General features: G+C 64.5%; 19 protein-coding genes and 4 pseudogenes. 13 read left to right on the top strand and 10 right to left on the bottom strand.

The window, feature by feature from the left end; translation table 11 throughout:
• The first annotated feature begins 85 nt into the window (after positions 1-85).
• From ACFUEJ_RS18730 to ACFUEJ_RS18715, 4 genes and pseudogenes are all read left to right on the top strand, one after another.
• A complete protein-coding gene (locus ACFUEJ_RS18730) occupies positions 86-1678 on the top strand; it encodes a carboxylesterase/lipase family protein (protein ID WP_388031082.1) in 1593 nt (530 codons plus the stop codon).
• A gap of 548 nt (positions 1679-2226) precedes the next feature.
• Complete coding sequence (locus tag ACFUEJ_RS18725; protein WP_388031151.1) at positions 2227-3228, top strand: IS481 family transposase; 1002 nt, start codon at positions 2227-2229, stop codon at positions 3226-3228.
• 46 nt (positions 3229-3274) lie between these two features.
• Positions 3275-3616, top strand: a complete 342-nt coding sequence (locus tag ACFUEJ_RS18720) for a hypothetical protein (RefSeq protein WP_388031079.1) — start codon at positions 3275-3277, stop codon at positions 3614-3616.
• 575 nt (positions 3617-4191) lie between these two features.
• Positions 4192-4368 (top strand): annotated as a pseudogene (locus tag ACFUEJ_RS18715) (4-coumarate--CoA ligase family protein); the annotation flags it as partial.
• 328 nt (positions 4369-4696) lie between these two features.
• Here ACFUEJ_RS18715 and ACFUEJ_RS18710 read toward each other — a convergent pair.
• The 8 genes from ACFUEJ_RS18710 to ACFUEJ_RS18675 form a co-directional block, all read right to left on the bottom strand.
• A complete protein-coding gene (locus tag ACFUEJ_RS18710) occupies positions 4697-6055 on the bottom strand; it encodes a TrkA family potassium uptake protein (RefSeq protein WP_101823157.1) in 1359 nt (452 codons plus the stop codon).
• Positions 6056-6069: 14 nt separating this feature from the next.
• Positions 6070-6831: an SDR family oxidoreductase gene (locus ACFUEJ_RS18705; protein ID WP_101823155.1), complete on the bottom strand. Its 762-nt coding sequence runs from the start codon at positions 6829-6831 to the stop codon at positions 6070-6072.
• Between the two features lie 153 nt (positions 6832-6984).
• Entirely contained in the window at positions 6985-8304 is a 1320-nt protein-coding gene (locus tag ACFUEJ_RS18700) for an MFS transporter (RefSeq protein ID WP_180819536.1), read from the bottom strand.
• Between the two features lie 120 nt (positions 8305-8424).
• Positions 8425-9063, bottom strand: coding sequence for a response regulator transcription factor (locus ACFUEJ_RS18695; protein WP_101823152.1), 639 nt, complete (start codon positions 9061-9063; stop codon positions 8425-8427).
• Complete coding sequence (locus ACFUEJ_RS18690) at positions 9060-10466, bottom strand: ATP-binding protein (protein ID WP_388031148.1); 1407 nt, start codon at positions 10464-10466, stop codon at positions 9060-9062. Before ACFUEJ_RS18690 ends, ACFUEJ_RS18695 begins: the two co-directional genes overlap by 4 nt.
• The gene (locus ACFUEJ_RS18685; RefSeq protein ID WP_388031075.1) at positions 10399-11619 is read right to left on the bottom strand and encodes a CaiB/BaiF CoA transferase family protein; all 1221 of its coding nucleotides are present in this window, start codon (positions 11617-11619) and stop codon (positions 10399-10401) included. Before ACFUEJ_RS18685 ends, ACFUEJ_RS18690 begins: the two co-directional genes overlap by 68 nt.
• A gap of 7 nt (positions 11620-11626) precedes the next feature.
• Positions 11627-12745, bottom strand: coding sequence for an acyl-CoA dehydrogenase family protein (locus ACFUEJ_RS18680; RefSeq protein WP_101823147.1), 1119 nt, complete (start codon positions 12743-12745; stop codon positions 11627-11629).
• A gap of 49 nt (positions 12746-12794) precedes the next feature.
• Positions 12795-13931, bottom strand: coding sequence for a CaiB/BaiF CoA-transferase family protein (locus ACFUEJ_RS18675; protein WP_101823146.1), 1137 nt, complete (start codon positions 13929-13931; stop codon positions 12795-12797).
• A gap of 162 nt (positions 13932-14093) precedes the next feature.
• Here ACFUEJ_RS18675 and ACFUEJ_RS18670 point away from each other — a divergent pair, with 162 nt between their 5' ends.
• The 3 genes and pseudogenes from ACFUEJ_RS18670 to ACFUEJ_RS18660 form a co-directional block, all read left to right on the top strand.
• Positions 14094-15569 (top strand): aldehyde dehydrogenase (NADP(+)), encoded by a 1476-nt coding sequence (locus ACFUEJ_RS18670; RefSeq protein ID WP_101823144.1) that lies wholly within the window; start codon positions 14094-14096, stop codon positions 15567-15569.
• A 151-nt stretch (positions 15570-15720) separates the two neighbouring features.
• A pseudogene (locus ACFUEJ_RS18665) lies at positions 15721-16115 on the top strand (AMP-binding protein); the annotation flags it as partial.
• An 868-nt stretch (positions 16116-16983) separates the two neighbouring features.
• A pseudogene (locus ACFUEJ_RS18660) lies at positions 16984-17110 on the top strand (IS3 family transposase); the annotation flags it as partial.
• 553 nt (positions 17111-17663) lie between these two features.
• Here the strand turns inward: ACFUEJ_RS18660 and ACFUEJ_RS18655 are convergent.
• Positions 17664-18347 (bottom strand): GntR family transcriptional regulator, encoded by a 684-nt coding sequence (locus ACFUEJ_RS18655; protein ID WP_101823141.1) that lies wholly within the window; start codon positions 18345-18347, stop codon positions 17664-17666.
• A gap of 101 nt (positions 18348-18448) precedes the next feature.
• Between ACFUEJ_RS18655 and ACFUEJ_RS18650 the strand changes: the two genes are divergently transcribed.
• The 6 genes from ACFUEJ_RS18650 (at position 18449) to ACFUEJ_RS18625 (ending at position 23597) form a co-directional block, all read left to right on the top strand.
• Entirely contained in the window at positions 18449-18877 is a 429-nt protein-coding gene (locus tag ACFUEJ_RS18650; protein ID WP_101823140.1) for a nuclear transport factor 2 family protein, read from the top strand.
• A gap of 9 nt (positions 18878-18886) precedes the next feature.
• Positions 18887-19645, top strand: a complete 759-nt coding sequence (locus ACFUEJ_RS18645) for an alpha/beta fold hydrolase (RefSeq protein WP_101823138.1) — start codon at positions 18887-18889, stop codon at positions 19643-19645.
• A gap of 105 nt (positions 19646-19750) precedes the next feature.
• A complete protein-coding gene (locus ACFUEJ_RS18640) occupies positions 19751-20563 on the top strand; it encodes a carbon-nitrogen family hydrolase (protein ID WP_388031069.1) in 813 nt (270 codons plus the stop codon).
• Entirely contained in the window at positions 20560-22701 is a 2142-nt protein-coding gene (locus ACFUEJ_RS18635) for a 4-hydroxyphenylacetate 3-hydroxylase N-terminal domain-containing protein (protein WP_388031067.1), read from the top strand. The genes ACFUEJ_RS18640 and ACFUEJ_RS18635 overlap by 4 nt, the downstream gene beginning before the upstream one ends.
• Before the next feature lie 14 nt (positions 22702-22715).
• Positions 22716-23063, top strand: coding sequence for a cupin domain-containing protein (locus ACFUEJ_RS18630; protein ID WP_064569928.1), 348 nt, complete (start codon positions 22716-22718; stop codon positions 23061-23063).
• 9 nt (positions 23064-23072) lie between these two features.
• Complete coding sequence (locus ACFUEJ_RS18625) at positions 23073-23597, top strand: flavin reductase family protein (RefSeq protein ID WP_101823362.1); 525 nt, start codon at positions 23073-23075, stop codon at positions 23595-23597.
• 272 nt (positions 23598-23869) lie between these two features.
• Here ACFUEJ_RS18625 and ACFUEJ_RS18620 read toward each other — a convergent pair.
• Positions 23870-24057 (bottom strand): annotated as a pseudogene (locus ACFUEJ_RS18620) (integrase core domain-containing protein); the annotation flags it as partial.
• Between the last annotated feature and the right edge of the window lie 120 nt (positions 24058-24177).

The raw sequence follows: 24177 nt of genomic DNA, 5'->3' as shown, positions 1-24177 counted from the left end.
CACATTCTGATTTTGTAACAAAACTATATCACCACCGCACCGCCATGAGGTAGGATTGAGCGCAGTCTAGGGAGGGCGGGAACCCATGGTGCGTCGTCGGTTGAGTTGGCTGCTGGTCTGTGCGATCAGCCTTGTGGGGGTGTCGGTGGTGCCGCCCCAGAACGCTGCTGCCTCTCCGCGTGCAGTGCAGACCGGTTCAGGGCTGGTAAGAGGTGTGAGCGTCGATCACATCGAACAGTTCCTCGGAGTGCCCTTCGCAGAGGCGGACAGATTCGCGCCGCCCCGTTCCCCGGGCAGGTGGGGCGGGGTCCGGACGGCCGACCGGCACGGGCCGCAGTGCCCGCAGAAGACACCGGGTCCGGTGCCGCTGCCGAATTCCATCCCGTTCCCATCCAGTGAGGACTGCTTGTCGATCGACCTGTACGTCCCGGCTGGAACCACGTCTCAGGACAAGCTGCCGGTGATGGTGTACCTATTCGGCGGGGCCTACGTTCTCGGCTCGACTTTCCAATACGATTCGCCCGCCGACCTCGTCCGGCGCGGCCGAGTGATCGTTGCCATCCCGAACTATCGCGTCGGTCCCTTCGGGTTTCTCTCGTTGCCGGAGCTGGCCCGTCAGAACGGTGGCGTCTCCGGGACTCTCGGGACAGCGGACCAGCAGGCGGCGCTGCGCTGGGTGCGGGACAACATCGGTGAGTTCGGTGGTGATTCCGGCAACGTCACATTGTTCGGTGAGTCCTCCGGCGGGATGAGTGTGTGCACCCAGATCGCCTCGCCGGGATCGAGGGGGCTGTTCCGTCGCGCAATCATCCAGAGCGGTGCCTGTGCCCGGAGCCCAGTGGTCCCGCCCACACGTGAAAGTGGATACGAACGCTCGATCGCCTACGCGAGTTCGCTGGGCTGCCGGACGCCGAGTACCCGACTCAGTTGTCTGCGTAAGCTCCCCGTCGATCGACTCCTCGAGTCGCCGACCACCGGCTTCGACTCGGCGAAGACGACTTGGGGGCCGTTCATCGACGGCGTGATCGTCACCAAGACCCCGGAAGAGGCCTTGCGTGAGGGTGCGGCCCGTTCGATGCCGCTCATCATCGGCAGCAACGCCGAGGAGGGTGACATCTTCGTCGCACTCTTCGAGTACATGAAAGGCCGGAACCCGACCGAGGACGGATTCCGTTCGATGGTCCGAGACCGGTACCCGGACAAGGCCGATGCCGTGCTGGCGGCCTATCCGGTAGAGCGGTATCCGTCGCCTGCGCTCGCGATGTCGGCGGTCTACACCGACTCGCTGTTCGCTTGTCCAGCACAGGCGACCTCGGAAGCGGCCATCGAGGGCGGGGCGAGGGTGTGGCAGTACCGCTTCGCCGCGGCGCCGCTCGGCCGGCCGCACCCCCTGGTGCCCAGGTCGTTCCACGGTGCCGAGCTGACCTACCTGTTCTCCCGGCTGGGCGGTGTCCCGATCCCCTGGGCCGGTCCATCGCGCGAATTGGCGCTGCAACTACGAGATCAATGGGCGGGATTCGCCCGCAACGGATCTCCCGAGGCGGCCGGGTTGCCGGACTGGACTCCGACACAGGTGGGCTCACCGCACTATCTCTCGATCTCGGACTCCGGATCCGCGATGCGCTCGGATTTCGGCCGGTTGCACCAGTGTGATCTCTGGGCGGACCCACCGCGCTGATGTCTGGCGAACCATCCCCAGAACGGCTACCCAGCACTACCACGAGGAGATTCTGATTTCGATGACGATCTCGCGTAGGTCGGTCCTGGCAGGAGCGGTTGGGCTCGGCGCCACGGCCGCATTGTCGCCGTCACCAGTGTCCGCGTCCCCGACGAACTCGCGACGGGTGCCGACGACTCGGGTCGAGCACCGGGTTGTCGTCGTGGGCTCGGCTTCGGCGGCGGTGTCGCGGCCCTTCGCCTGACACAGGCCGGAGTGCCCGTGGTGATGATGGAGCGAGGCCGGCGGTGGATTGCCGGCCCCGACTCCGACACCTTCCCGAGGGCTGCCGAGCCGGATCGGCGGATCCTGTGGCACCGTTCAAGTCCCCACGTTTTCGGGCGCACACTCGATGTCGCGCCCTACGTCGGGCTGATCGATGCCGTGGTCGGCGACAACATGACCGCGCTGTGTCCCACGGGTCTGGGTGGAGGATCCCTGATCTATCAGGGAATGTCACTGCAGCCGTCGCACGAGGTGTTCAACGAATTCTTTCCGGAACAGTTGGACTGGCCCACGATGAACCGCGTCCACTATCCAACCGTAATGCTTTTCTCACCGAACGTGGCCGTCTGGCCCTGGCTCAGTGCGTTGTCGACCAGGGTTGGCCTCTGCGACGAGCCGCGGAACGATTCAACTGCTCCACCGCGACCGCCAAGAAGTGGGCTGACCGCTACCGGCAGACCGGTGAGGCCGGCATGGCAGATCACTCCAGCCGCCCCCGCCGCTCACCCACCCGACTTGCGGTGCGCCGTGAACGTCGAATCATCAAGCTGCGGTTCGTGCGTCGCTGGGGCGCTGCACGTATCGCCGCGCACCTGCGGCTGGCGAGATCGACCGTTGAGGCGGTGTTGCGCCGGTATCGGATGCCGCTGTTGCGTCACGTGGATCAGGCCACCGGGCTTCCGGTACGCCGGACCCCGCCACGCCACTACGAACACGACGCTCCCGGCGACCTGATCCACGTCGACATCAAGAAGCTCGGCCGCATCCCAGAAGGCGGTGGGCACCGCAAACTCGGGCGCACGATCGGCAACCGGCACAACAAGAAACACCGCCCGGGGTACGCGTACTTGCACCACGCCGTCGATGACCATTCCCGGCTGGCGTACTCGGAGATCCTCACCGACGAACGCAAAGAGACCGCCGCGCAGTTCTGGGACCGGGCCACGGCCTTCTTCGGAGCGCACGGCATCACCGTGCGACGAGTGATGACCGACAACGGAGCCTGTTACCGCTCAAAGGTTTTCGCAGAATCTCTCGGCGCCGAGATCAGGCACAAGATGACCCGTCCCTACCGTCCGCAAACCAACGGCAAGGTCGAGCGCTTCAATCGCACCCTGGCCTCGGAATGGGCCTACGCCGAGTTCTACAGCTCAGAGACCGCCCGCACAGCCACCTACGGCGACTGGCTACACCACTACAATCACCACCGAGCCCACAGCGGTATCGGCGGACTCACCCCGATCGAACGCCTACACGTTCACAACCTGCCCCGGTCTTACAGCTAGCGCAGTGTCGCGGACTCGGCAGTTCGGTCTGTCGCTCTTGGGCTCAATGCCCGAGATCGCCGCCGACCTCTACTCCACTGACGGAATCCATCGGGATGTCGCAACCGGAAAAGCGGCCATAGGTCGAAACGAGATCGCCCTATCGCTAACAGGATTCCTGGGCCGGATGACGAAGGCGAGCTGGTCCACAACAAAGGTACTGGGCCGTGACAAATGGCTGGCGGCTCACTACGAGCTCACCGGCTACTGGAAGCTCCGAGGCGGCGAGACCCGTCCTGTGCGACTGCCTGGAACTCATGTGTTCATTATTGCCGGTACAAGAATCAGTCAAACAATGGACTTCTGGAGCATGGATGAGTTCGTACAGCAGTTAGAAGGGGATATCTGAGTAACGTCGTGATTGCGTCATAGAGCACCTGCTTGTGTGTGTGGAGTGTCCGTCGTATGGTTCGCGAAAGGAGGCATAGGTCCCGATTGCTCACTTTCGCCCTGTCTGTACTGGCGCTCGAGGGGTGAGCGCTGGTATATCGGCGCTGGTTAGGTTGGAGTCTTTTGGGGATAGCACTGAGTGGTCAGGGAGCCGATCACCGAGTACCGGGGTCCTCTGCCCGGACGGTATGAACAAGCCCGGAACCGGTTTCAGCGATGGTAACGCCGCCAGTTGCTGGGGACACGACACCGCCCATCGAGGTGCCCACCAAGTGGGCACTCATCGAGGACTTCGACGACATCCACCGCATCCCGATTTAGTTCCACCCGATCAGCAGCGGGGGCTCGGCGAGTAACCGCGACGGTAGGGGGCGATAAGGCGAAGCCGGTCGGCGTGAACTTTCTGCTCCCCGAACGCGGCGGCCGCGGAGTTCAAACTACCGCGCACGACCACCACACACAGTCTGCTGTCGCCCCAGCGTTCAACGGCAAGTTCAGTCATATTATCGACCTCGCTTCGCTACCGTTAGGGGGACCACCTACGGGCAGCTGATCGCGCAGATCAACGCGGCGGTGGGTGCGATCGCGGCGCGCGGTATATGGGATCGGCGATGTGGTCGGTGTGTTGTCGCCGAACCCGCGTTTGCGGCCGTCGTCCACGAGATTCTGCGCGGCGGTGGTATCGCGTCATCGATCAACGCGCTGTTCACCGGTCATCCCCGGCGAGTGCTGGGGTGCCGCACACGGCCGAGCCCCGACGATCAGCTCCATGACGAGAGGCTTCCGCACAGGTCGGCCGCGGCGCCCATTGGCCTCACGCACTAAGGGATATGGTGGGCATGGGTCGATTGGAGCCTAACTGGCGGTGTACCGCGTAAGGAGGTGGGTGACTTCCGGATGTTGGAGGCGGTTACGGCGCGACGGAGAAGATTCGCCCAGGGCTGCGTGACTCGGCATTCGTCATCGCTATTGCCTGTCCGCTTCGGATTCGCGCCGGTTTGTTGCGCGCTGGCTTCGAAGGGCTTATCGGAGTCGTACCTCAAACGAGGGGTAGTGAGCATCCGCGAGCATCCGTTCCGGTGAGATGGGGGCAATGATGTCGTGCGGAGATGGCGAACTGTTGGAAGCACCCGTCGAGTTCGAGGTAGATCGTGCCCTTTGCGACTACTACGCGGTTGGCGTCGAGACCGAGCAACTGTCCAACGACAAAGGTTGCGCTCAAGGTTGCGACGTTTCTGGTGATCCCCAGCGGTAGAAGGGATCCGGTGTCGGTGAGTGCTTCGTGTTCGCCGGCTCTGAGGACGAGTCTGGCGCCAGGGTGTACACCGTGGGCTGCTACGGACACGGCGATGTTGTCGCGGTCGTCGGAACCGACGGCAGCAAGGCATAGGGCTCGGTCAAGGCGGGCGCGTACGAGGAGGGTCCTGTCGGCACCGTGCCCGACGATGGTGGGAATGTTCAGTGCTCGCGCCAAGCGTAGGTTACGGGCTCGATCGTCGCGTTCGATGGCGACGACCGGGATGCCGAGCTTGCGAAGTTCGAGGCATAGCCGGAGACCGATCTGTCCCAAGCCGACGACGATGACGTGGTTGCGGCGGGGGAGAACCCGTTGACCTATCAAGCCGATGAGCCTGGTTCCGAGTAGACGTTCGATTATCCCGGCGGTGAACATCGCGGTGAACACGATCGCCGCCAACATCGCGAGGGCCGCGAACGCGTCATAGGTGTGGTCGCCGTGTGAGGCCGGTGCGGGACCGACGGTGGCGACGACCTGGACCGCTTCTTTGAGGGACTCGACCCAGTGGTGGCCCTTGCCGACAGTGAGCCATATCCAATCGATCAGGAGTATGGCGAGCAGCCCGGTGAGGCCGGTGAGCAGCATGCGGGTGCCGGCGTCGTGGGATCGCAGTGTGCCGATGGAATGGACGAAACGGCGGCGGATTCTGCTGGTGCGGCTGTGGGGTAGCGGCTGCCAGGTCGGTTGGTCGCCGGGGGCGGGATGCCGGAGGACGCGTGCGGTGCCGTCGGACGCGGTGTGTGCGGCGTCGATCGTGGCAGCGATGCACGGGCCGGCCAGGGACGGTGTCGCGAGGTCTGCGGGCGAGGTGACCTGGCAGTGGGGGATCAATCGGGTGAGCTGGTTGGCGATGGTGCGGTCGAAGACGGTCACGACCATCGGCAGGCGGGGACTGATGTGGGCGATGGCGAGTGCGTAACGAACGGCGACCGCGTCGTCGTGGGTGACCACGGCGACCCCGGCCGGGTCGTGCTGGGGGATCTGCAGAAGATCCGGGTCGTCGGGTGCATCGAGGTGGAGGACATCGAAGTGGCGTCGGGTGAGCGAGGCGCAGACGAGCCGGGCAACATTCGACGCACCGATGACAACGAATGGGGACATCGGGTCGACGCCGGTCACCGCACAGCTGCAGGGAAGGGGGTGTAGGCAGTGAAGATGCCACCGGAGCCGATATCGGACGCTGGGTCGATCAGCTCCGGCAGCGCCGCTTCGAGGCGTATGGGGGCAGCGGCGGTGACACCTGTCTCTGGAGTCGGGGTGGGTACCAGACGGATGTTGTTGATCCGTAGGAGCTCGCTGCCGAGTTCACGTCCGGCGGCGAGAGCAAATGATTCGATGGCACCGTCAATGGAGTCTCGCGCCGGCACTCGATCGGTGTCGGCGATTCTGCGAAGCGCGTCCAGGCCGGTGACGGTGACTATCGATCCGATGCCACCGGTGCGGTGGAGGGATACTGCAGCACGTCTGGTGGTGTGGAATAGCAACGCCATGTGGTCGTAGGTGAACCGGCCCCAGTCGGCAGAGCGGATGCTGCTCAGCGAGTGGCATGCGGTTTCCGGGCCGGGTAGCCAGGCGGTGTGCACGAGCGCGTCGATGCCGCCGTATCGTCGCTCGAGGTGGGTGAACATGTTGTCGACGTCGGATTCGAGAGTCAGATCGGCCGCGACCGTGTGAGCGATCCCGTCGTCATCGGTGATTCGTCCGGCGAGGTGTTCGGCAGCATCGAGGGTGAAGCTGTGCGTGAACACATGGTGACCGGCTGCCGCCAACGTTCGGGCCACGTGGGCGCCTTCGTTCTGTTCGACGCCGGTGACCAGGACACACAGTGAGGTGGTGGGCAGAGCCATCGGGTGCAGCGACGGTTCGGCGATGCTCATCTGAACTCGTTTCGAGGGTGCCGGGGGCGCGGGGGGATGCGTTCCGCGCCCCCGGGAATCAGGGTGGGATGGATGTCTGTCGAGGTCCACGGCCGTGGGATCCTGTGCTGACGAATCGGCGGCCGCCGCACGGGGGCGGGGGCGTGAGCGTGCTCAGTGAGCGGCCGGTGTCAGCTGTTCCGGTCCGGAGGTTTCGTCGGTGTCGGACAGGTCCTGCCGGTAGGTCTCGCGCATGGCGATCACGCAGAACACGGAGACGGCGCACATTGCGACCATGAACAGCGCCACGGCGACGTACGAGCCGGTGCGATCGAGCAGGTACGTGGCGACGATCGGTGCGGGAGCGCTCGAGGCGAGGGTGCCGATCGTGTAGCCGAAGGAGATTCCGGTGTAGCGGATGCGGGTGTCGAAGGCTTCGGCGAAGAAGGCTGCGAGGGGACCGTAGGAGGTTGCGAAGGCGAGGCAGAACACCACGAACCCGATCATCGCCAGCGCGAAGGATCCGGAGTTGACCAGCCAGAACCAGGGGAAGGTGAACAGCAGCATGGCGAGAACCCCGGCGAGGAAGACCGGCTTTCGGCCGTAGGCGTCCGACAGCTTGCCGAACAACGGTAGTGCGACGAACGTGACCGCCATAGCGACGAGGACGAGTGTCAGCATCTGGTTTCGGGTGTAGCCGACCTGCGTGACGCCGTAGCTAAGGCCGAATACCGTAGTGCCGTAGAAGGTGACGCCGATGGCGAAGTAGGCGCCGCAGGTCAGGAGGACCTGCTTGGGGTAGTGGCGAAGGACCACCCCGATGGGCAGCTTTTCCAGCTGTGCGTTCTTCTTGACGCGGACGAAGTTCGGGCTTTCGCCGACATGCAGTCGAACGAACAGGCCGATCGCGACGAATGCGCCGCCGATCAGGAAAGGAATTCGCCATCCCCAGGATTCGAACGCTTCGGGAGACAGTCCGGCCATCAACAGGAAGACCGTATTGCCGAGCATCAATCCTGCCGGCACTCCCATTTGCACCCAGCTGCCGTAGTAGCCGCGTTTGTCGGCGGGAGCGTGTTCGACGGCCATGAGAATTGCCCCGCCGATCTCACCCCCGAGTGCGAGACCCTGCACGAAACGCAAGGTGACGAGGATGATCGGTGCGGCGACGCCGATGGTCTCGTAGCTCGGGAGCAGACCAACTCCGAGAGTGGTCAAGCCCATGATGGTCAAGGTGATGATGAGCATGGACTTGCGTCCGATCCGGTCACCGAAGTGACCGAACACCACTCCGCCGAGCGGGCGCGCCACGAAGGCGGCGGAGAACGTGGCAAAGGCGAGCAGAGTGCCGATCAGAGAGTCGAACTCGGGGAAGAAGATCTTGTTGAAGACGAGTCCGGCTGCGGTGCCGTAGATGAAGAAGTCGTACCATTCGACTGTAGTGCCAACACCGCTGGCAAATCCTACTTTCGATGTTTGGGACATTTTTGGCATGTGGGGCCTCCGTTGTCACGAGCGCGAGATGATTTCTGCGACTCGAATATATGGGTGACCCAGAACACACAACATCTCCATGTGGAGAGGTGGAGTGCGCTCCGGAAAAGCGAATTTGCTTCAGAGCAAGCGAAGTTCGTGAGCGCGTGCAATGGCTTCGACGCGATTGCGCGCGTTCAGTTTCTGCATGGCGCCCTGCAGATAGGTCTTCACGGTGTTGCGGGTGAGAGATAGTTCCTGAGCGATTTCGGGATTGCTGTGACCCATGGCCGCAAAGCGCAGCACTTCGTACTCGCGACGGGTCAGGCCGGCCCGGTACAGCGCCTCGGAGGGCACGACTTTTCGTGGTCCCGTCAACCTCGGGTCGACCACCCGGATTCCGCTGGACACACGGTGAATGGCTGTGGCGAAGTCCTGTCCGCTGATGTCCTTGACGAGGCAGCCGTCGGCGCCTGCTTCCATCAGTAGATCGATGGCGCCGTGATCGGCGAACGCGGTGAACAGCAATATCCGCGCGTGCGGCGCGGCTCGCCGAAGACGCGGAATCAGTTCCGGTGCAGGGATATCGGGAAGTCGAAGATCGAGGAGGATGACGTCGACGGGCAGGGTGCGGGCCAATTCGGCCGCGGCAGCGCCGGTCAGTGCACCTCCCACGACTTCGAGGTCGGTGTCCTCGCGGGCGAGAAGTTCCACACCGCCACGCACGATGGGATGATCGTCGACGACGAGGATGCGGATGGTCTTCGGTGGCGCGGTCATGTGCTCGGTCCCTCCAGGGCGTCGACCCAGCCGCGTACGGTGGTGCCGCTTTCGTCGTCGCTGACGACCGACATGCCGCCCCCGAGCCGCTCGAGGCGCCCTGCTGCCAATCCGAGCCCCAGTTGGCTTCCCCGCTTGGAATCGTCGGTGCCGTCGACGCCCCGGCCATCATCGCTGATGACGACCGTCACCCTGCCCGACCGCGCCGACAAGCTGACCACCACGGTGGACGCGTCAGCGTGTTTTTCCACGTTGACCAGCGCTTCGCGAACGAGGCGCTGGAGGGCCTCGACGCGGCTGGCATCGAGGTCGGGAGATTCGGTCAGGGGCACGAAGCGGGCCGGGATTCCAGTCCGGAGCGTGAATGCCTGGCAGTCCTCCTCGATGCCGACCGGGAGGTTTCGTTCGGGAGGCCGCGCGGTGAGGTTGGTAAGCGATCGGCGGATGGAGGCATTGACGGCATGGACCTGCTCGGTGATCTCCTCCAGGCGATCGTGGATCGCCTGCGCGTCACCGAGGGCGCGAAGGCTCTGCAGTTCGGCGCCGATCCGGAAGAGGACCGGGCTCACTGAATCGTGCAGGGATTCGGCGAGCCGTTTCCGTTCGGCTTCGAGCGCGAGTTCTGTTTGGGTTGCGGCCCTTTGGGCGCTGAGGAGAGTGACGGCAGCCGTTTCGGCGATCGATTGGATCTCTGCGATGACTCGATCACCGAAGGACGAATACTCGCGGGTGCCCACGTACATGGCGCCGAGTACATGTCCCTCGTAGGACATGGGCACTGCGAGCATTCCACGCAATGCCTCCTCTTTCACGAGCGCGTCGAAGTCGTGGGTGATTCCGGGGTCAGAAAGATAGTCCCGTACCCAGACGGGTTGTTTCTGTCTTGGGCCTCGGCACACACCGGCGACCCGCGCTTCCACGACGCCGCGATCCGCCACGCGCAGCGGCACATCGAACTGTGCATCCGCACCGATGGCTCGGTCTGTCAGTCGGCACGATTCGACACATCCAATGGTGCACTGCTGGACCGATACACCCACAAGGGCATGAACGCCGACAGCACCTGGGGCCGGGCACAGGCGTGGGCGATGGTGGCATACGCCCAGGCTGCACAGTGGGCATCGCCGTCCTTTCTGCCGACCGCCGTCCGACTGGCGGAATGGTGGCTCGACCGCACACCGAACGGCGCGGTCGTGTCCTGGGATTTCGACGCCGGCACCGGTCCGGACGTTCCGATCGACACCTCCGCCACGGCCATCGCCGCTGCCGCGCTGCTCAAGCTCGACCGGCTCGTCCCCGAGCGGACCGACTTCCGGGAGGATTTCGTCGGCATGTTCACTGACCGCCGGCACGCCGCGGCGCACCTGGGCGGGTGTACGGGACAACGTGACGGGGTTGCCCATCAGCCGGGTGGTGCGCACACCCTCGATCTCGACGTCGACGAGCGTCCCGTTGTGACGCGTCTTCAAAGCACCCGTCCATCAGGATCCCTGCCGGTCTGCTGTCGTGCGGTCCGGTGGGAGTGAGGTGATCGAGGAGTGCCTCGACGTGGGCGACGGCCCGGTCCTGGGGATGATCGAGCGCCTCTTGCAGGGTGAGCAGCGGTGCGCAGAGCAGATCGACCCCATCGAACAACTCCGCCGCCTCGGCGGTGCTCAACTGTGCGACCAGCGGACGCAGAACCGCGTTGGCGGCCTCTTTGTTCTCCGCCTGAAGTTGTGGTGTTGCGAATGTCGGCTGGACGGATAGATCGTCGATGTCGAGGGCTTTGCATGCCAGCCGCAGAGCGTTCTCGCGGAACAGGCCGAGTACCAGGAGCAGGCCGTCGGTCGTTTCGAAGATGCCGCTGTACCAGTCGCTGACCCAGTTGGTCTCGCGCTGGTACGCCAGCAGTGTGGAGCTTTCGAGAGTTTGCAGGGCCAGTGCGGTATCGAAGAGGTTGACGCTGACCTTCTGGCCGCGGCCGGAGCGCTCGCGTTCGAACAGTGCAGCCAAGATCCCTTGGGCGAGAGCCATACCCGAGGCGTAGTCCACGGTCGGTACCGGATGTACGTATGCCGAGATCGACGGGTCCCCGCACGCGCGTGCCATACCGCTCAGTGCCTGCGCGAGCATGTCCTGGCCTGCTTTGTGGGCGTACGGTCCGGTCTCGCCGAATCCGGTCGCGGTACCGTAGACGAGCCGGGGATAGCGCTCGTGCAGATCGTCGTAGGTCAAGCCCAGTCGTTCGACTGCCGCGGTCCGGTAGCTGTGGATGAGAACATCCGTCTCGGCGAGGAGTTGATGGAGAATCTCCTGTCCCTCAGGAGTTTTCAGGTTCAGTGCGATGCTGCGCTTGTTGCGGTTGACCGCGGCGAAGTAGGCGCTGGGACGACTTTCGTCGAGTGACTCGCGATCGAGGCCTCGCAGCATGTCTCCGTTGACACCGCGCTCGACCTTGATCACTTCGGCGCCGAGGTCGCCGAGAACCTGCGCCGCCACTGGGGCCTGCATGATCTCGCCGAGATCGAGTACCCGGATGCCGCTCAGCGCTTGCTGTTGCTGGGGGTGGTGCACGGTGCGCCTACTTTCCGTAAACCGACTTGGCGACGATGAGTCTCTGAATCTGGTTGGTGCCCTCGTAGATCTGGGTGATCTTGGCGTCGCGCATCATCCGCTCGACCGGATAGTCACGGACATAGCCGTATCCGCCGTGCAGTTGGAGCGCATCGGTGGTCACCGACATGGCGGTGTCGCTGCACAGCAGCTTCGCCATGGCCGCCTTCGTCCGTCCCGCCGGTTCCCCGTCGTTGATGAGACGGGCTGCGTCGTACAGCAGCGCGCGGGCCGACTCGATATCGACGGCCATATCGGCGACCATTCCTCGCAGAAGCTGGAAGCGGGAGATGGACTGGCCGAACTGCTCGCGGTCGGTCGTGTACGACACGGCGGCGTCGAATGCGCCCTGTGCGATGCCGAGGGCCTGCGCGGCGATGAGTGCCCGGCTGACGTTCAGTTCCTCGGAGATGTACGCGAACCCCTGGTAGGGGTCGTTGACGACGCGGACGGCGGGCAGTCGGCACTCGTCGAAGATGACGTCGGTCGTGGGACTGCCGCGCATACCCATCTTTTTTTCGGGAGCGCCGAAACTGACGCCGGCGTCGTCCTTGTGCACGATGAAGATGCCGAGTGACTTCTCGCCGGTCTTTGCCAGTACCGCGTACCAGTCGGCCCACGGCGCGTTGCTGATGAACCGCTTCTGACCGTTGAGGATCCAGTCGGAGCCGTCCTGGGTTGCGGTCGTTGCGATCGCCGACAGGTCCGAGCCCACGCGCGGCTCGGTCATGCACCATGCGGCGCCGGCAGCGCCCGACGCGACGTCCGGTACCACCAGTTGCTTCAATTCGTCGGAGCCTTGGCGGAGCACGGTGGAGGTGCCGGCCCAGTTGACCAGCATGACCAGCGCCGTGCTTGCACAGGATGCTGCGACTTCCTCCACCGCGATGACCTGTGCGAGCAGGTCGGCTCCGCTGCCACCGAGGCTTTCGGGGTAGGCGAGTCCGGGCAGGTCGTTGCTGCGCAGGGCTGCCCAGGCTTCCGAGGGGAATCGTTCCTTGTCGTCCACATCGGCGGCGTGCGGTGCGATCTTGGTCTGCGAGAGTTTGCGGACGCTCTCGCGGAATTCGCGATATTCGATACTCATCAATTACTCCTGGTCTGTGTGGGGAAGGTGATGTTCGGAAGTTCGACGGTCACAGTGGGGGCCAGCTCAGGCCTGTCACGGACGAGGGGACACCGTCTGCGGCTGCCCGGTGGGCGAGGTCTTCGACGACACCGGCACGGCGCAGCACCTCCTCGGTCTTGACGTGGGTGTCGGTGGCGCGCCGAGTCGGGCCGTCGGAGAACACGGGGACCACGGGGACCGAATCCAGTGCGAAGTCCGGGTCCCGGGCCACGATCTGATCGAAGGTGGCCAGTTCGTGCGGTTCGAGTACCGGTGTCACGCAGGCATCCACCTCGGCGAACTCCGTGGTCCATTCCGCCATCGTCTTCGTCTCGAATGCTGTGGCCAGCGACTTTTCGATGTGATCCCAGGTGGACTCGTCGAAATGATTCGGAACGGCACCGAGGTCGAGGGTGGTCCACAACCGTTCGAAGAAGGCGGTCTCGAGGGCTCCGACCGCGACGTAGCGATCGTCCGAGCAGCGATAGCACCGATAGAACGGCATCGATCCGGTCAGTACGCCGTGTCCACGGCCGGGCAGCGTCGGCGTCTGCCAATCGACGAAGTTCATTCCCATCATCGACAGCACGCCGTCGACCATGGCGGCATCGATGTACCGGCCCTTGCCTGTACGGGTCCGGTCGTAGAGGGCGGACACGATGCCGAATGCCGACAGCAATCCGCCACCTGCGAAGTCGGCGACCAGGTTCAGCGGCAGTGTCGGCGGGTGATCCGAGGGGCCGAAGGTCCCGAGGGCGCCGGCGATGGCCAGGTAGTTGATGTCGTGACCGGCGCGCTGCGCCATGGGACCGTGCTGGCCGTAGCCCGTCACGCTGCAGTAGACGAGTCCGGGATTGACAGCCGACAGTTCCGCGTAGCCGGCTCCCAGCTTGTCTGCCACCCCGGGGCGGAATCCTTCCATGAAGACGTCCGCTTCCGAGACGAGGGTGTGCAGGGCGTCGAGGCCGTCGGTGGTCTTGAGATCGAGCGAGATGAATTCCTTGCCTCGCGACAAGGCGGGAACCGGAAGCCCGGAACGACCACCGCCGATGGCGATCACTTCTGCGCCGAGATCCGCGAGCAGCATGCTCGCGTACGGTCCGGGCGCCAGACGTGTCATGTCCAGTACCCGAACCCCCGCGAGTGGTCCTGTCGTTGCGGTCATCGTCGTCCTCCAAAGTCATCCGGTATCTCGTGTGATGCCCATCCTGAAGGCAGTGACCGCGCGCACAACATCTCCATGTGGAGATGTCGCCTCACATCGGTTCTCCCGCACACTGTGATCTGCACACTCAGCACCGGATGCTCCGAATTCGACAGGACAGCAATGGAAACCACTGCGACAGAAACTCTCCCCGACACCACCGCGCACGATTACGAGCAGATTCTCGAGGCCGCCGAGGCGGCCGCGACGCCTCTCGCTCGTACGGACTTGCACGAGCGAGCGCACCTTCTGCGGTCGGTGGCCGATGCGCTCGACGCCGCAGGGTCGGAACTGGTGCCACTGGCGGCCGCCGACAGCTCACTGCCCGAGCCGCGCCTGCGCGGCGAAGTCACGCGGACGACGACGCAGCTGCGGATGTTCGCCGAGGTCGTCGAGGAGGGCTCCTGGCTGGAAGCGATCATCGACACGGCCGATCCCGATGCGTACCCTGCTTCGAGTCCCGATCTGCGCCGGATGCTCGTGCCCACCGGACCTGTCGCGGTGTTCGGTGCGAGCAATTTTCCGTTCGCATTCGGACTCGGCGGCGGAGACACCGCTTCGGCATTGGCTGCCGGCTGCCCCGTCGTGGCCAAAGCCCACCCTGCTCAGCCACGACTTACCGCCGCCTACGCGGGCGTGATCTCGGAGGGTCTGCGGGCGGGCGGCGCCCCGGACGGCACCTTCGAGGTTGTGCAGGGCGCCGAGATCGGACGTCAGCTCGTCCAGGATCGGCGTATCACCGCCGTCGGGTTCACCGGCTCGACATCGGGTGGCCGTGCACTGGCCGATCTGGCAGCCGGCCGCCCGGATCCCATCCCGTTCTACGGTGAGCTCGGCAGCACCAACCCGGTGTTCGTGACGCCTGCCGCCGCCGCGGACCGGTCGGACAAGATCGCCGGCGAGTTCCTCGAATCGTTACTCCTCGGCGTGGGACAGTTCTGCACCAAGCCGGGACTGCTGTTCGTTCCCGAGCAGAGTTCGATCGAGCGGCTCGTTCGAACCGCGGTCACCGATGATTCGTCCCGTCTGCTGCACGCAGGGATCCGCCAGTCGTTTCTCGAGGTGTCCCAACAGATCCTCGACCATCCCGAGGTCCGGCCGGTGGCCGCGCCCGGGCAGAGTGGTCTGGACGATCTGTCGGTCCGCCCGGTCATCGGCGTGACCGATGCGCGGGCGCTACGCCGAAACCCTCAGGACTTGCTCGAAGAATGCTTCGGTCCGTTCGGGCTGATCGTGACCTACACATCGATCGAGGAGTTGTACGCGGCGATGGCGGTCCTGCCGGGCACGTTGACCGCAACCGTCCACGGAACCGATGACGATCCCGATGCTGCGGGATTGCTCGGTGCGGTTGCGCGCCGTGCGGGGCGCGTCATCTGGAATGGGTGGCCCACCGGTGTGGCCGTCGGTTGGGCTCAGCACCACGGTGGTCCCTACCCGGCCACCAACTCGGTACACACCTCCGTCGGAGCCACGGCGATTCGGAGGTTCCTGCGTCCGGTCGCCTATCAGTCGGTGCCCGAGGCGAACCTGCCGTCCGCTCTTGTCGATGCGAACCCGTGGGGTATCCCGCGCCGGGTGAACGGTCGGCTTTCGTAGGGTCACCGACCCTCGAGATATCACCTCGGTTCAGGCGGGGTACGCAGAGGAACGACGTCTGTGGGGCGGCTTCGGCCCTGTTCGCCTGCGACGCTGTGTCACACGAGCATCCAGATCAGCGGGGGCGGTTACGTCCGTGCAACCTGGTGACCACGTCGCGCAGATCAAGCCGCTCCACGGGATGACCCCCACGACGTGGTGATTGCGGTGCTTCCGTTCTTCCACATCTCGGCATGACGGTGCTGCTCACGGCGGCCCTCTACAAGGGGCCGGTTGGTGATCGTGCGCGCGGTTCGATCTCGTCGAGTTCCTAGAAACCGTGCAGAGTCACCAGGTGACCAGCGCTTCATCGCGCCACCGGTTGCGGTGGCGCTGGCCAAGCATCCCATCGTCGACAACTACGATCTGTCCGCCCTAGGTGATGACGTCGGGGGGCGGCGCCACTGGACGACGAGTTGGGCAAGGAGGTGACGCGGTTGAACGTCAACATGCTGCAAGTTACGGAATGAGCGAACTCTCCCGATGAGTCACCTGATCCCCGAGGACATGGGTCAGGTGCGGACTCGTGTGCAGCGACGGCGCGCGTCATCGACCCCCGGGCATGCGCTGCAGCCGCTGCCGAGGTTTCCGCGGTGACCGGTTCGCCATCGGCCAGCTGCTGTCGCCGTCGCTTCAACTGCTCCAGTCTCGCACCAGCCTTGCCCTGGTCATCTCGACTTTTGAGCCAGGTCTGTCGGCATCAACGAGTTCGATCCTCCCAGCTCGCCGCCGCTGACAAATCCTGATCACGCAGGTTGCCGGGTTGGGGCACGCGCCCGAGACGCCGCGTGCAGCGCGGATTTCAGCTGGCCACTCTACGTCGCCTGCGCGGCGCTCGTTCTCTTTCGGTGTCAATCAACCCTGTCGAGGTCTGCGACCGTCGACATCGCCAATTGCCGCCCTGGACTGGCGCAGCGTGACATGGCGTGGCGTTGTGTGGATCGTTCCGATCATCGGCTCGGCAGTGGGTGACTCATAAGTCACATGGCCGGCGGCCAGACGCCCACGGCCACCGACAAGACCCGATCCTCCGGCGCGGGCTGACAGAATGTCCGAAAGCGATCGCCGCCGACGCCGACGAGGACCCCGTGGCGGTGTCGTGCCGGGTCCTTAAGCTCTCCCGTCAACCCTCCTTCCGCCGGCTCGTTGCTCCTGTCACCACCGCCGAGTTGACCGCGGCGTACCGGCGCATGCCCCATTCAATATTCAACGCCAACCGAGACGATTCCGAGAGTTCGGATACCGGTTCCTCGCCGACGAAGCAGAGCGGGTCAAAGAACCCGATGAGCGAGCGGACCGCGTGGCCGCAACCGAAGATTCGAGCCGCCGGTCACGACGATCTGGTCCAACGCAGTTCACCGCCGACAGACCGTACTGCTAGTGGCTAACCGATATCACCGACCATCACACCGGCGAGGGCAAGCTGTACCTGCGTGCGAGCAAGGACGTCTACTCCGGGCGGATCGTACAGCATCGATCCCCGGATGAAGGCGCGGCTGGCCGGAGGCACATCTAGCAGTCGTCAAGTGGTTTGAATCGGCCGCTCACTCAGCCGCGGGCTAGTGCCTCGACCGACGCTTCGGCCGCTCTCGGCGGTTTCCATGGCCGCGCGGCGGCAAATCGCACTTAACTACATCGTGATCCGCGAGCGTATTCGAAGAGAGTGTGGAGTGGCCGCCGCGAGTCATCGCCAGGGGGACGGGGCGGACGCAGACTAGCGATGCCGCGACACCGAGCCCTACCCCCTCGTCGCTCCCGAACAATCGCGCCATCGGTGGACAACTCGGAGGACTTCGCGAGCGGACACGCGCGGCGTCGATTAGTGCTCATCGAGTTCGGTGGGACCGGGCCGGAAGCATGCCCGCCGAGCACGTCCTGCGGATCGAAGTTGGGTTCCCCGACTGGCGGTGGACCCGCAGGACACGAGCGGCATTCCACATCGGTCTCGACCACGCACGGCTTCGTCGCCGCACACGGCTCCAGCTGCCGCTTGCAGTCACAGCGGGACGCCAAGCTGACTCGATACCGACGGTCTGCCGGGGCGCGGTGTTGGAGTTAGGTCGACAAGCCGTGCTCGTGGTGCAGGGCAGCTTGGGCGGTGCGGCGTACGTGGTCGTACGCGGCCTGGTGTGCTAAGTCGCTGTCCGAACTCTGGATGGCGGAGAGGATAGCGCGGTGCTCGTTGACGACTTCTTTGTAGCGGTGTGGCAGGCTGAGCGCTTCGAACCCGAAGAGCCACATCGCGCCTCGAAGATTTGCCATTGTGGCTCGAGTGCGCTCGAGGCCCAGGTGTTCGGCTTGGAGAAGGTGGAACTGTTCGTCCAGGTCGAGGAAGGCTTGGGCGTTGTGGGGCGCGACGGCGAGCCGTTGTTGTTCGTCGATGAGGTTGGCGAGCTGTGTGACCTGTTCGTCGGTGTGCGTTGTGGCCAATTGCGCGGCCACGTAGGGCTCGAGTAAGGCGCGGAGGTCAAATATCTCGCTGCGCTCGTCCGCGGTGAGTTCGCGAAGCCGGAACCCGCGCTGACTAGCGATCTCTATGAGCCCTTCACGACTTAGGGAGATGACGGCTTCGCGTACAGGAGTACGTGACATCCCTAACTGTTCGGCCAGCTCGTTCTCCGAGTACATGACGCCCGCTTTGAGCGCGCCATCGCGAATCGCCTGCTGTAGCTGCAGATATGCACGCCGAGACAGCGTGGGTGGGCGTTCGACGGCTGTAAAACCTGAAAACTTGGCCATGACCTAACCGTAGCAAAATATTTACACTAGTATCTTGTATACTACACACTAGTGCCGTAGCTTAGGTCGTGGCTCACTCGCCAGGGAACAGGAGAAAGTACATGTCACTGTCTACGGACGACAAGATCGCTATCCAGGAGCTCTCGAACGCGCACATTGCGCACCTGGACCGACACGAGGTCGATGATTGGGTGGGGTATTGGGTCGACGGAGGTCAGTTCATAGCCACCTATGGGACTTTCACCGGACACGCCGAGATTAAGGAGTTCATCGAAGGTCATATCGCAGCCGGAAAAGAAGATGGCGCTCGGCATTTTATGACCAACTACGTGATCGATGGAGACGGTGATCGTGCGGAGTCGTACTGTTTGGTGCTGAAGGTGCAAGTGGAGAAGGCGCCACACATTATCGCCTCGGGCGTCTACCGCGATGTGGTCACCAGAACTTCGGAGGGGTGGAAGTTTCAGTCTCGCCAACTCGACGTCGACAATGGCGTCTTCGCTGCTGCTGCCGCCGCAGCGTCGGAATGAGGTGTCTCGATGACTGAACTTGCCACCGAGCGGTGGGGAGACTCCGGACCGCGAGTAGTGCTGGTGCACGGTAGCCTCAGTTCTGCGGCGACGGCGTTCGGAGAGCAGAAGGTATTGGCAGATCGTTACCAATTGATCGCTCCCTACCGTCGCGGATACTCGCCAAGCCCCTCGACAGACCGCATCGACCCTGACCGGGATGCAGTTGATGTTGTCGAACTTCTGGAAGAGGGGGCCCATCTCGTTGGTACCTCGATGGGGGGTGTTGTCGCGATGCGAGCAGCGGCGTTGGCGCCGGATAAGGTCAAGTCGCTGACGGTGATTGAACCTCCCGCAATGCCGAATGGTGCAGGTCGTCCCGCCGCGGATGCACTCTCGGCCGCGCTGCGCGGTCACTTCCAGAACTCAGATCTTGACGACCTAGAAGGTTTTGCGGCCGGATTTCTAGAGGTGCTGAGCGTGGACATGCAACTGCCTTCGCCGCTGCCCGCCGCGTTGGCCGAGGCCGTCCGAAACCTCACCACTGAGCGCCCCTGGGAGACGGGTGCACCGACGGCGAAGCTGTCCAGCGCGCCCTTCCCGAAGCTGGTCGTCACCGGCGGCGGGACACCTGGTTTCGAGGATGTGGCCGACGCACTCGCCGAGGAACTCGACGCCAAACGTGTGCTCTTTGAGGGAAGTCCGCACGCGGTACAGAGGATCGGCGATCGATTTAATCACGAGTTGCTCGCCCACCTGAACGCCGCAGAGCAGGCAACCTCTACGTAGTGGTAGGGAAGTGGCCTGGTTCCAAGCTGGCCTGGCCACTTCCCCTCAGGTGCAGGCGAGGAAAGCCAATGTGTGACTCGCGCTTGAACTCCAAAGGAGCCCTTCATGAAGATCGCACTGGTCCAGGTGGCCAGTCCCGACGACGAGACCGGCGCGCATCGACTCGAACGCGTGCGCACACTCGTCGACGGCCTGCCCGACGACGTCGACCTCATCGTCCTGCCGGAGCTGTGGCGGGTCGGTTACAACCACTTCGACGACTATCCGGCCTCGGCCGAGGACCTGTACGGGCCCACGGTGTCGACGATGGCTGCCATCGCACGCCGCCGGAACTGTTTCGTGCACGCGGGCAGCATCGTCGAGGATCGTGGCTCGGAACGCCTGCGCAACACCGCTGTCCTGCTTGGACCGGACGGTACCGTCGTGCACCACTACAGCAAGGTGCACGTGTTCGGTTATCGGTCGCAGGAGGCTCGGCTGCTGGAGCCTGGTGAGCAGGTCCACGCGGTGGACACTGCCTTCGGCCCGGTCGCGGCGACCACCTGTTATGACCTTCGGTTCCCCGGGCTCTGGTCCGAGATCGGCGCTGCGGGAGCGCAATTGGTGATCGTGCCGGCAGCCTGGCCGATGGCACGACGGGAGCACTGGCGGTTGCTGACCTCGGCGCGCGCCGTCGACAACCAGGTGTTCGTCATCGCGTGCAACGCCGCCGGTACCCACGCGGGGGTCGAACTGGCGGGTCACAGCCGCATCGTCGACCCGTGGGGATCGGTTGTCGCCGAGGCCGGTTCGGCCGAAGGGGTCACCCTGGCCGAGATCGACCCCGCCGTGGTCGCCGCGGTGCGGTCGGAGTTCCCGGTACTCGGCGACCGCCTTCCCGACTATTCCGTTCTGTCCCGTAGAAAGGTCCACTCATGACCGGCACCGACACCCGGGTGCTCAGCTTCACGATCGCCGGCACCGCCGAGCAGATCGAGTTCGACACCCTCCGCACTCTTGTCGCCGGGTACACCGGGCGCGACGAAGCCGCCGTGCGCCACCACATCGACGAGCTCGCGGCCATCGGGGTGGCCCCGTCGCCCGAGGTTCCGATGTTCTATCCGGTCAAGCCGGGCAGCGTCACCACCGACCCCACCACGGAGGTGCACGGTCGTGAGACCTCCGGCGAGGTGGAGCCGGTGCTGTTGCGCCGGGACGGACGCTGGTATCTCGGTATCGGTTCCGACCACACCGACCGACAGCTCGAGACCGTGGACATCGGCGACTCGAAACGCGCCTGCCCGAAGCCGGTCGGCCGGCAGGTCGCCGAGATCACGTCCTGGGACGACTTCGATTGGGACGCATGCCGTGCCCGCAGTTGGGTCGATGGCCGCCTCTACCAGGACGGCGCCCTGTCGGGATTGCGGACGCCGCAGAACCTGCTCGGGATACTCGCCGAACGCGAGGGCGACGACGGCGCCGACCTGCTTTGTTTCGCGGGCACGTTGCCGCTGCTCGACGGCACTTTCGTCTACGGCACCCGGTGGGATCTCGAACTCACGCTGCCGGACCGGGACCGTCCTCACCCACTCCTACACCTCAGATCCGGAAGGACGATGATGATGCGTACCGGAACCGACTATCTGTCCTCCCTGAACGATGGACGCGTGGTGCTCGTCGACGGGCAGAAGGTCGACGACGTCACCACCCACCCGGCGTTCGCTCCGGTCGCGGCGACCATCGCCGAGATGTTCGATCTGGCCGCCGACCCCGAGCGCGGGATGCAGTACACCGCGCCGGAGACCGGTGCCCCTGCCAACCGCACCTTCGGGATCCCCCGCAGTCGTGAGGAACTCCGACTCCGTCGCGAAGCCATCCAGACGTGGGCTCGGCACACCCATGGGTGGGTCGGACGTAGCCCCGACCATGTCGGAACCTTCCTCGCATCCTTCGCCGCCCACCCGGAGGTGTTCACCGGCGAGGGCCGCGACCTGTCGGCGAACGTGACGGCATTCCATCGTCGGTTGCTGGAGGAGAATCTGTATGTCTCCTATGCGATCATTCCGCCGCAGGTCTCGCGGGCGACCACGGCGTCGGGCTGGGAGGGCGAGTTCCTCCAGGCCGGTGTCGTGCGCGAGACCGATGAGGGGATCATCGTGCGCGGGTCGCAGATGCTCGCCACCGGCGCCGCGATCGCCGACGAGGTGTTCGTCTCGTGCATCAAACCGCTCGGCCCGGACGACAGTGACTTCGCCGTCTCGTTCGTGGTCCCGGTGGCGACCGAGGGCCTGAAGCTCTACTGCCGGCGGCCGTACGCGCCCGCCGCGACCAGCAGCTTCGACTACCCGCTGACCTCGCGGTACGACGAGCCCGACGCCCTGGTGGTGTTCGACGACGTCCTGGTGCCCTGGGATCGGGTGTTCGTCGACCGCGACATCGTCGGCGTGCGCCGTCAGTTCTTCGAGACCGGAGCACACGTTCTCGGCAACTGGCAGGCGCAGATCCGTTTCGCCACCAAGCTGAAATTCATCGCCGGCGTGGCGCGCCGGGTGACCCAGGTCAACGGCGTGGACAAGATCCCCAGCGTCCAGGAGAAGCTCGGCGAACTCGCCGCCGTCGTGTCCGGCGTCGAATCCGCGGTGCTGGCGGCGGAATACACGGCGGAGCCGGACGCCTCCGGGCAATGGCTGCCGGGTCGGCAGGCACTCTACGGGTCGATGGGTCTGCAATCGGAGACCTATCCGCGCGTGCTCGCCATCCTCCGCGACCTGGTCGGTGGCGGGGTGCTGCAGCTGCCCTCGAGCGTGCACGACCTCACGAGCTCGCTGACCGCCAAAGACATCCAGCACTATGTGCAGTCGCCGGGCGTGCCGTCCGAAGAGCGGATCAAGCTGTTCAAGCTGGCCTGGGACATCGTCGGTTCCGAGTTCGCCGGCCGCCACCAGCAGTACGAGATGTTCTACGCCGGAGCGCCTTTCGTCGTGAAGGGTGCCTACACCTACCGCAACTACGCCTACGACGACGCACTCGAGGACGTTGCAGGCTTCCTGCAGTCCTACAAGCTCGAAAACGCCTGAGAGGAGCCATCATCATGGCCAAACCCGAATACGAGTTCTTCCCGGTCACCGACGTGGAATACACCGTGTGTCCCGGCGGCGATCCCAAGATCACCGAACGCATCCTGTCGCGCGACCCGGACGGCAACGTCGCCACCCGCATCCTCCGCTACGAGGCGGGCGCCGACTCCAGCCCGATGGGCGTGCAAAAGCACGATTTCTGGGAGGAGGTCTACATCCTCGAGGGTTCGTTCGTCGACCTGACCCTGGACCAGACGTTCTCGGCCGGTGAGTACGCCTGCCGCCCACCGGGAATGCCGCACGGCCCGTGGCGTACCGACGAGGGTGTGCTCACCTTCGAGGTCCGCTACCGCAGCGCATAGGACACGATCATGACCCTGCCGGCCTTCTCTCGTCCCACTCCCTCCGACATGCGACGCAGCATGGGGAGGTTCACCACCGGTGTCGCGGTCGTCAGCGCCGAGGACTCCGACGGCGAACCGTGCGGCATGACCATCAGCTCGCTGACGTCGGTCAGTCTCGACCCCGCGATCATCCTGGTGTCGCTGACCCATGGATCGCGGACCACGGATGCGGTGGAGACCGGCGGGCGGTTCGCAGTGTCGATCCTGTCGTCCCGGCAGGAGGCGGTCGCCCGGCGGTTCGCGACCCGTGGCGGCGCCCGCTTCGAGGGGCTGCCGTATGACCGCACCGCGTGCGGGCTTCCGGTGGTCGCCGATGCTCTCGCGCACCTGGAATGCACGGTGCACAGCGCGCACAACATCGGCGACCACCGGGTCTTCTACGGCGACGTGTCCGAGCTGCGGTGGCGCGACGGCACCGGCCTGGTGTTCTACTCCGGCCGGTTCGGCGACTTCCGCGACTTCGGTCACGACGAGATGCCCTGGTTGTTTTGACCCGTCGGTACGCAACTTTGAAGGAAGGCACCATGCCCGCTCCACTTAGCGGAGAGGGGTGTGCAGCAACGTTCGTGTCCGCATCGCGCTGGCCCGTGCAGGATTGCCGGGGGTGGGGTTTGCTGGAGCCTGGTTTAGCTGGCTCCAGCGAAGTACCCCAGGTCTAGTTCCTATGTTGTTGCGAGGGCCGGGACGGCTGACTCGCAGATAGCTGAGGCGCCGTTGAGGGCTGCCTCGAACTCTGTGAGTGGTTGATAGTCGAGCGCTTAGTGAAGACGTTGTTGGTTGTACCACCAGACCCATTCGCACGTGGCCAGCTCCACCTGCTCGGCGGTGCGCCACGGTCGACGTTGCCTGATCAGCTCGGTCTTGTAGGACGCGTTGACGCTCTCGGCAGGGCGTTGTCATAGGAGTCGCCGACAGTGCCGACCGAGGGAATGATTCCCAACTCGATCAGCCGATCGGTAAAGGTCAGCGATAGGTGCTGGGCGCGTTCAATCGGTCGATGCAACACTGGGTTGTTGTAGCGAGTGTAGTTGTTCGCCAAAGACTTCGGCGGGAGTTTTCCATCCAAGGACTT

Origin of the sequence: Gordonia sp. NPDC057258 (assembly GCF_042668985.1) — a bacterium.
Lineage (GTDB): Bacteria > Actinomycetota > Actinomycetes > Mycobacteriales > Mycobacteriaceae > Gordonia > Gordonia hongkongensis.
The sequence above is the reverse complement of the archived record's forward strand: the minus strand, read 5'-3'. Positions and strand labels throughout refer to the sequence as shown.

Excerpts from the sequence above, each read along its gene's own strand:
- ACFUEJ_RS18730 (WP_388031082.1), top strand. The coding sequence starts at position 86 with ATGGTGCGTCGTCGGTTGAGTTGGCTGCTGGTCTGTGCGATCAGCCTT.
- ACFUEJ_RS18720 (WP_388031079.1), top strand. The coding sequence starts at position 3,275 with ATGCCCGAGATCGCCGCCGACCTCTACTCCACTGACGGAATCCATCGG.
- ACFUEJ_RS18710 (WP_101823157.1), bottom strand. The coding sequence starts at position 6,055 with ATGTCCCCATTCGTTGTCATCGGTGCGTCGAATGTTGCCCGGCTCGTC.
- ACFUEJ_RS18705 (WP_101823155.1), bottom strand. The coding sequence starts at position 6,831 with ATGAGCATCGCCGAACCGTCGCTGCACCCGATGGCTCTGCCCACCACC.
- ACFUEJ_RS18700 (WP_180819536.1), bottom strand. The coding sequence starts at position 8,304 with ATGCCAAAAATGTCCCAAACATCGAAAGTAGGATTTGCCAGCGGTGTT.
- ACFUEJ_RS18695 (WP_101823152.1), bottom strand. The coding sequence starts at position 9,063 with ATGACCGCGCCACCGAAGACCATCCGCATCCTCGTCGTCGACGATCAT.
- ACFUEJ_RS18690 (WP_388031148.1), bottom strand. The coding sequence starts at position 10,466 with ATGGGCAACCCCGTCACGTTGTCCCGTACACCCGCCCAGGTGCGCCGC.
- ACFUEJ_RS18680 (WP_101823147.1), bottom strand. The coding sequence starts at position 12,745 with ATGAGTATCGAATATCGCGAATTCCGCGAGAGCGTCCGCAAACTCTCG.
- ACFUEJ_RS18675 (WP_101823146.1), bottom strand. The coding sequence starts at position 13,931 with ATGACCGCAACGACAGGACCACTCGCGGGGGTTCGGGTACTGGACATG.
- ACFUEJ_RS18670 (WP_101823144.1), top strand. The coding sequence starts at position 14,094 with ATGGAAACCACTGCGACAGAAACTCTCCCCGACACCACCGCGCACGAT.
- ACFUEJ_RS18655 (WP_101823141.1), bottom strand. The coding sequence starts at position 18,347 with ATGGCCAAGTTTTCAGGTTTTACAGCCGTCGAACGCCCACCCACGCTG.
- ACFUEJ_RS18650 (WP_101823140.1), top strand. The coding sequence starts at position 18,449 with ATGTCACTGTCTACGGACGACAAGATCGCTATCCAGGAGCTCTCGAAC.
- ACFUEJ_RS18645 (WP_101823138.1), top strand. The coding sequence starts at position 18,887 with ATGACTGAACTTGCCACCGAGCGGTGGGGAGACTCCGGACCGCGAGTA.
- ACFUEJ_RS18640 (WP_388031069.1), top strand. The coding sequence starts at position 19,751 with ATGAAGATCGCACTGGTCCAGGTGGCCAGTCCCGACGACGAGACCGGC.
- ACFUEJ_RS18635 (WP_388031067.1), top strand. The coding sequence starts at position 20,560 with ATGACCGGCACCGACACCCGGGTGCTCAGCTTCACGATCGCCGGCACC.
- ACFUEJ_RS18630 (WP_064569928.1), top strand. The coding sequence starts at position 22,716 with ATGGCCAAACCCGAATACGAGTTCTTCCCGGTCACCGACGTGGAATAC.
- ACFUEJ_RS18625 (WP_101823362.1), top strand. The coding sequence starts at position 23,073 with ATGACCCTGCCGGCCTTCTCTCGTCCCACTCCCTCCGACATGCGACGC.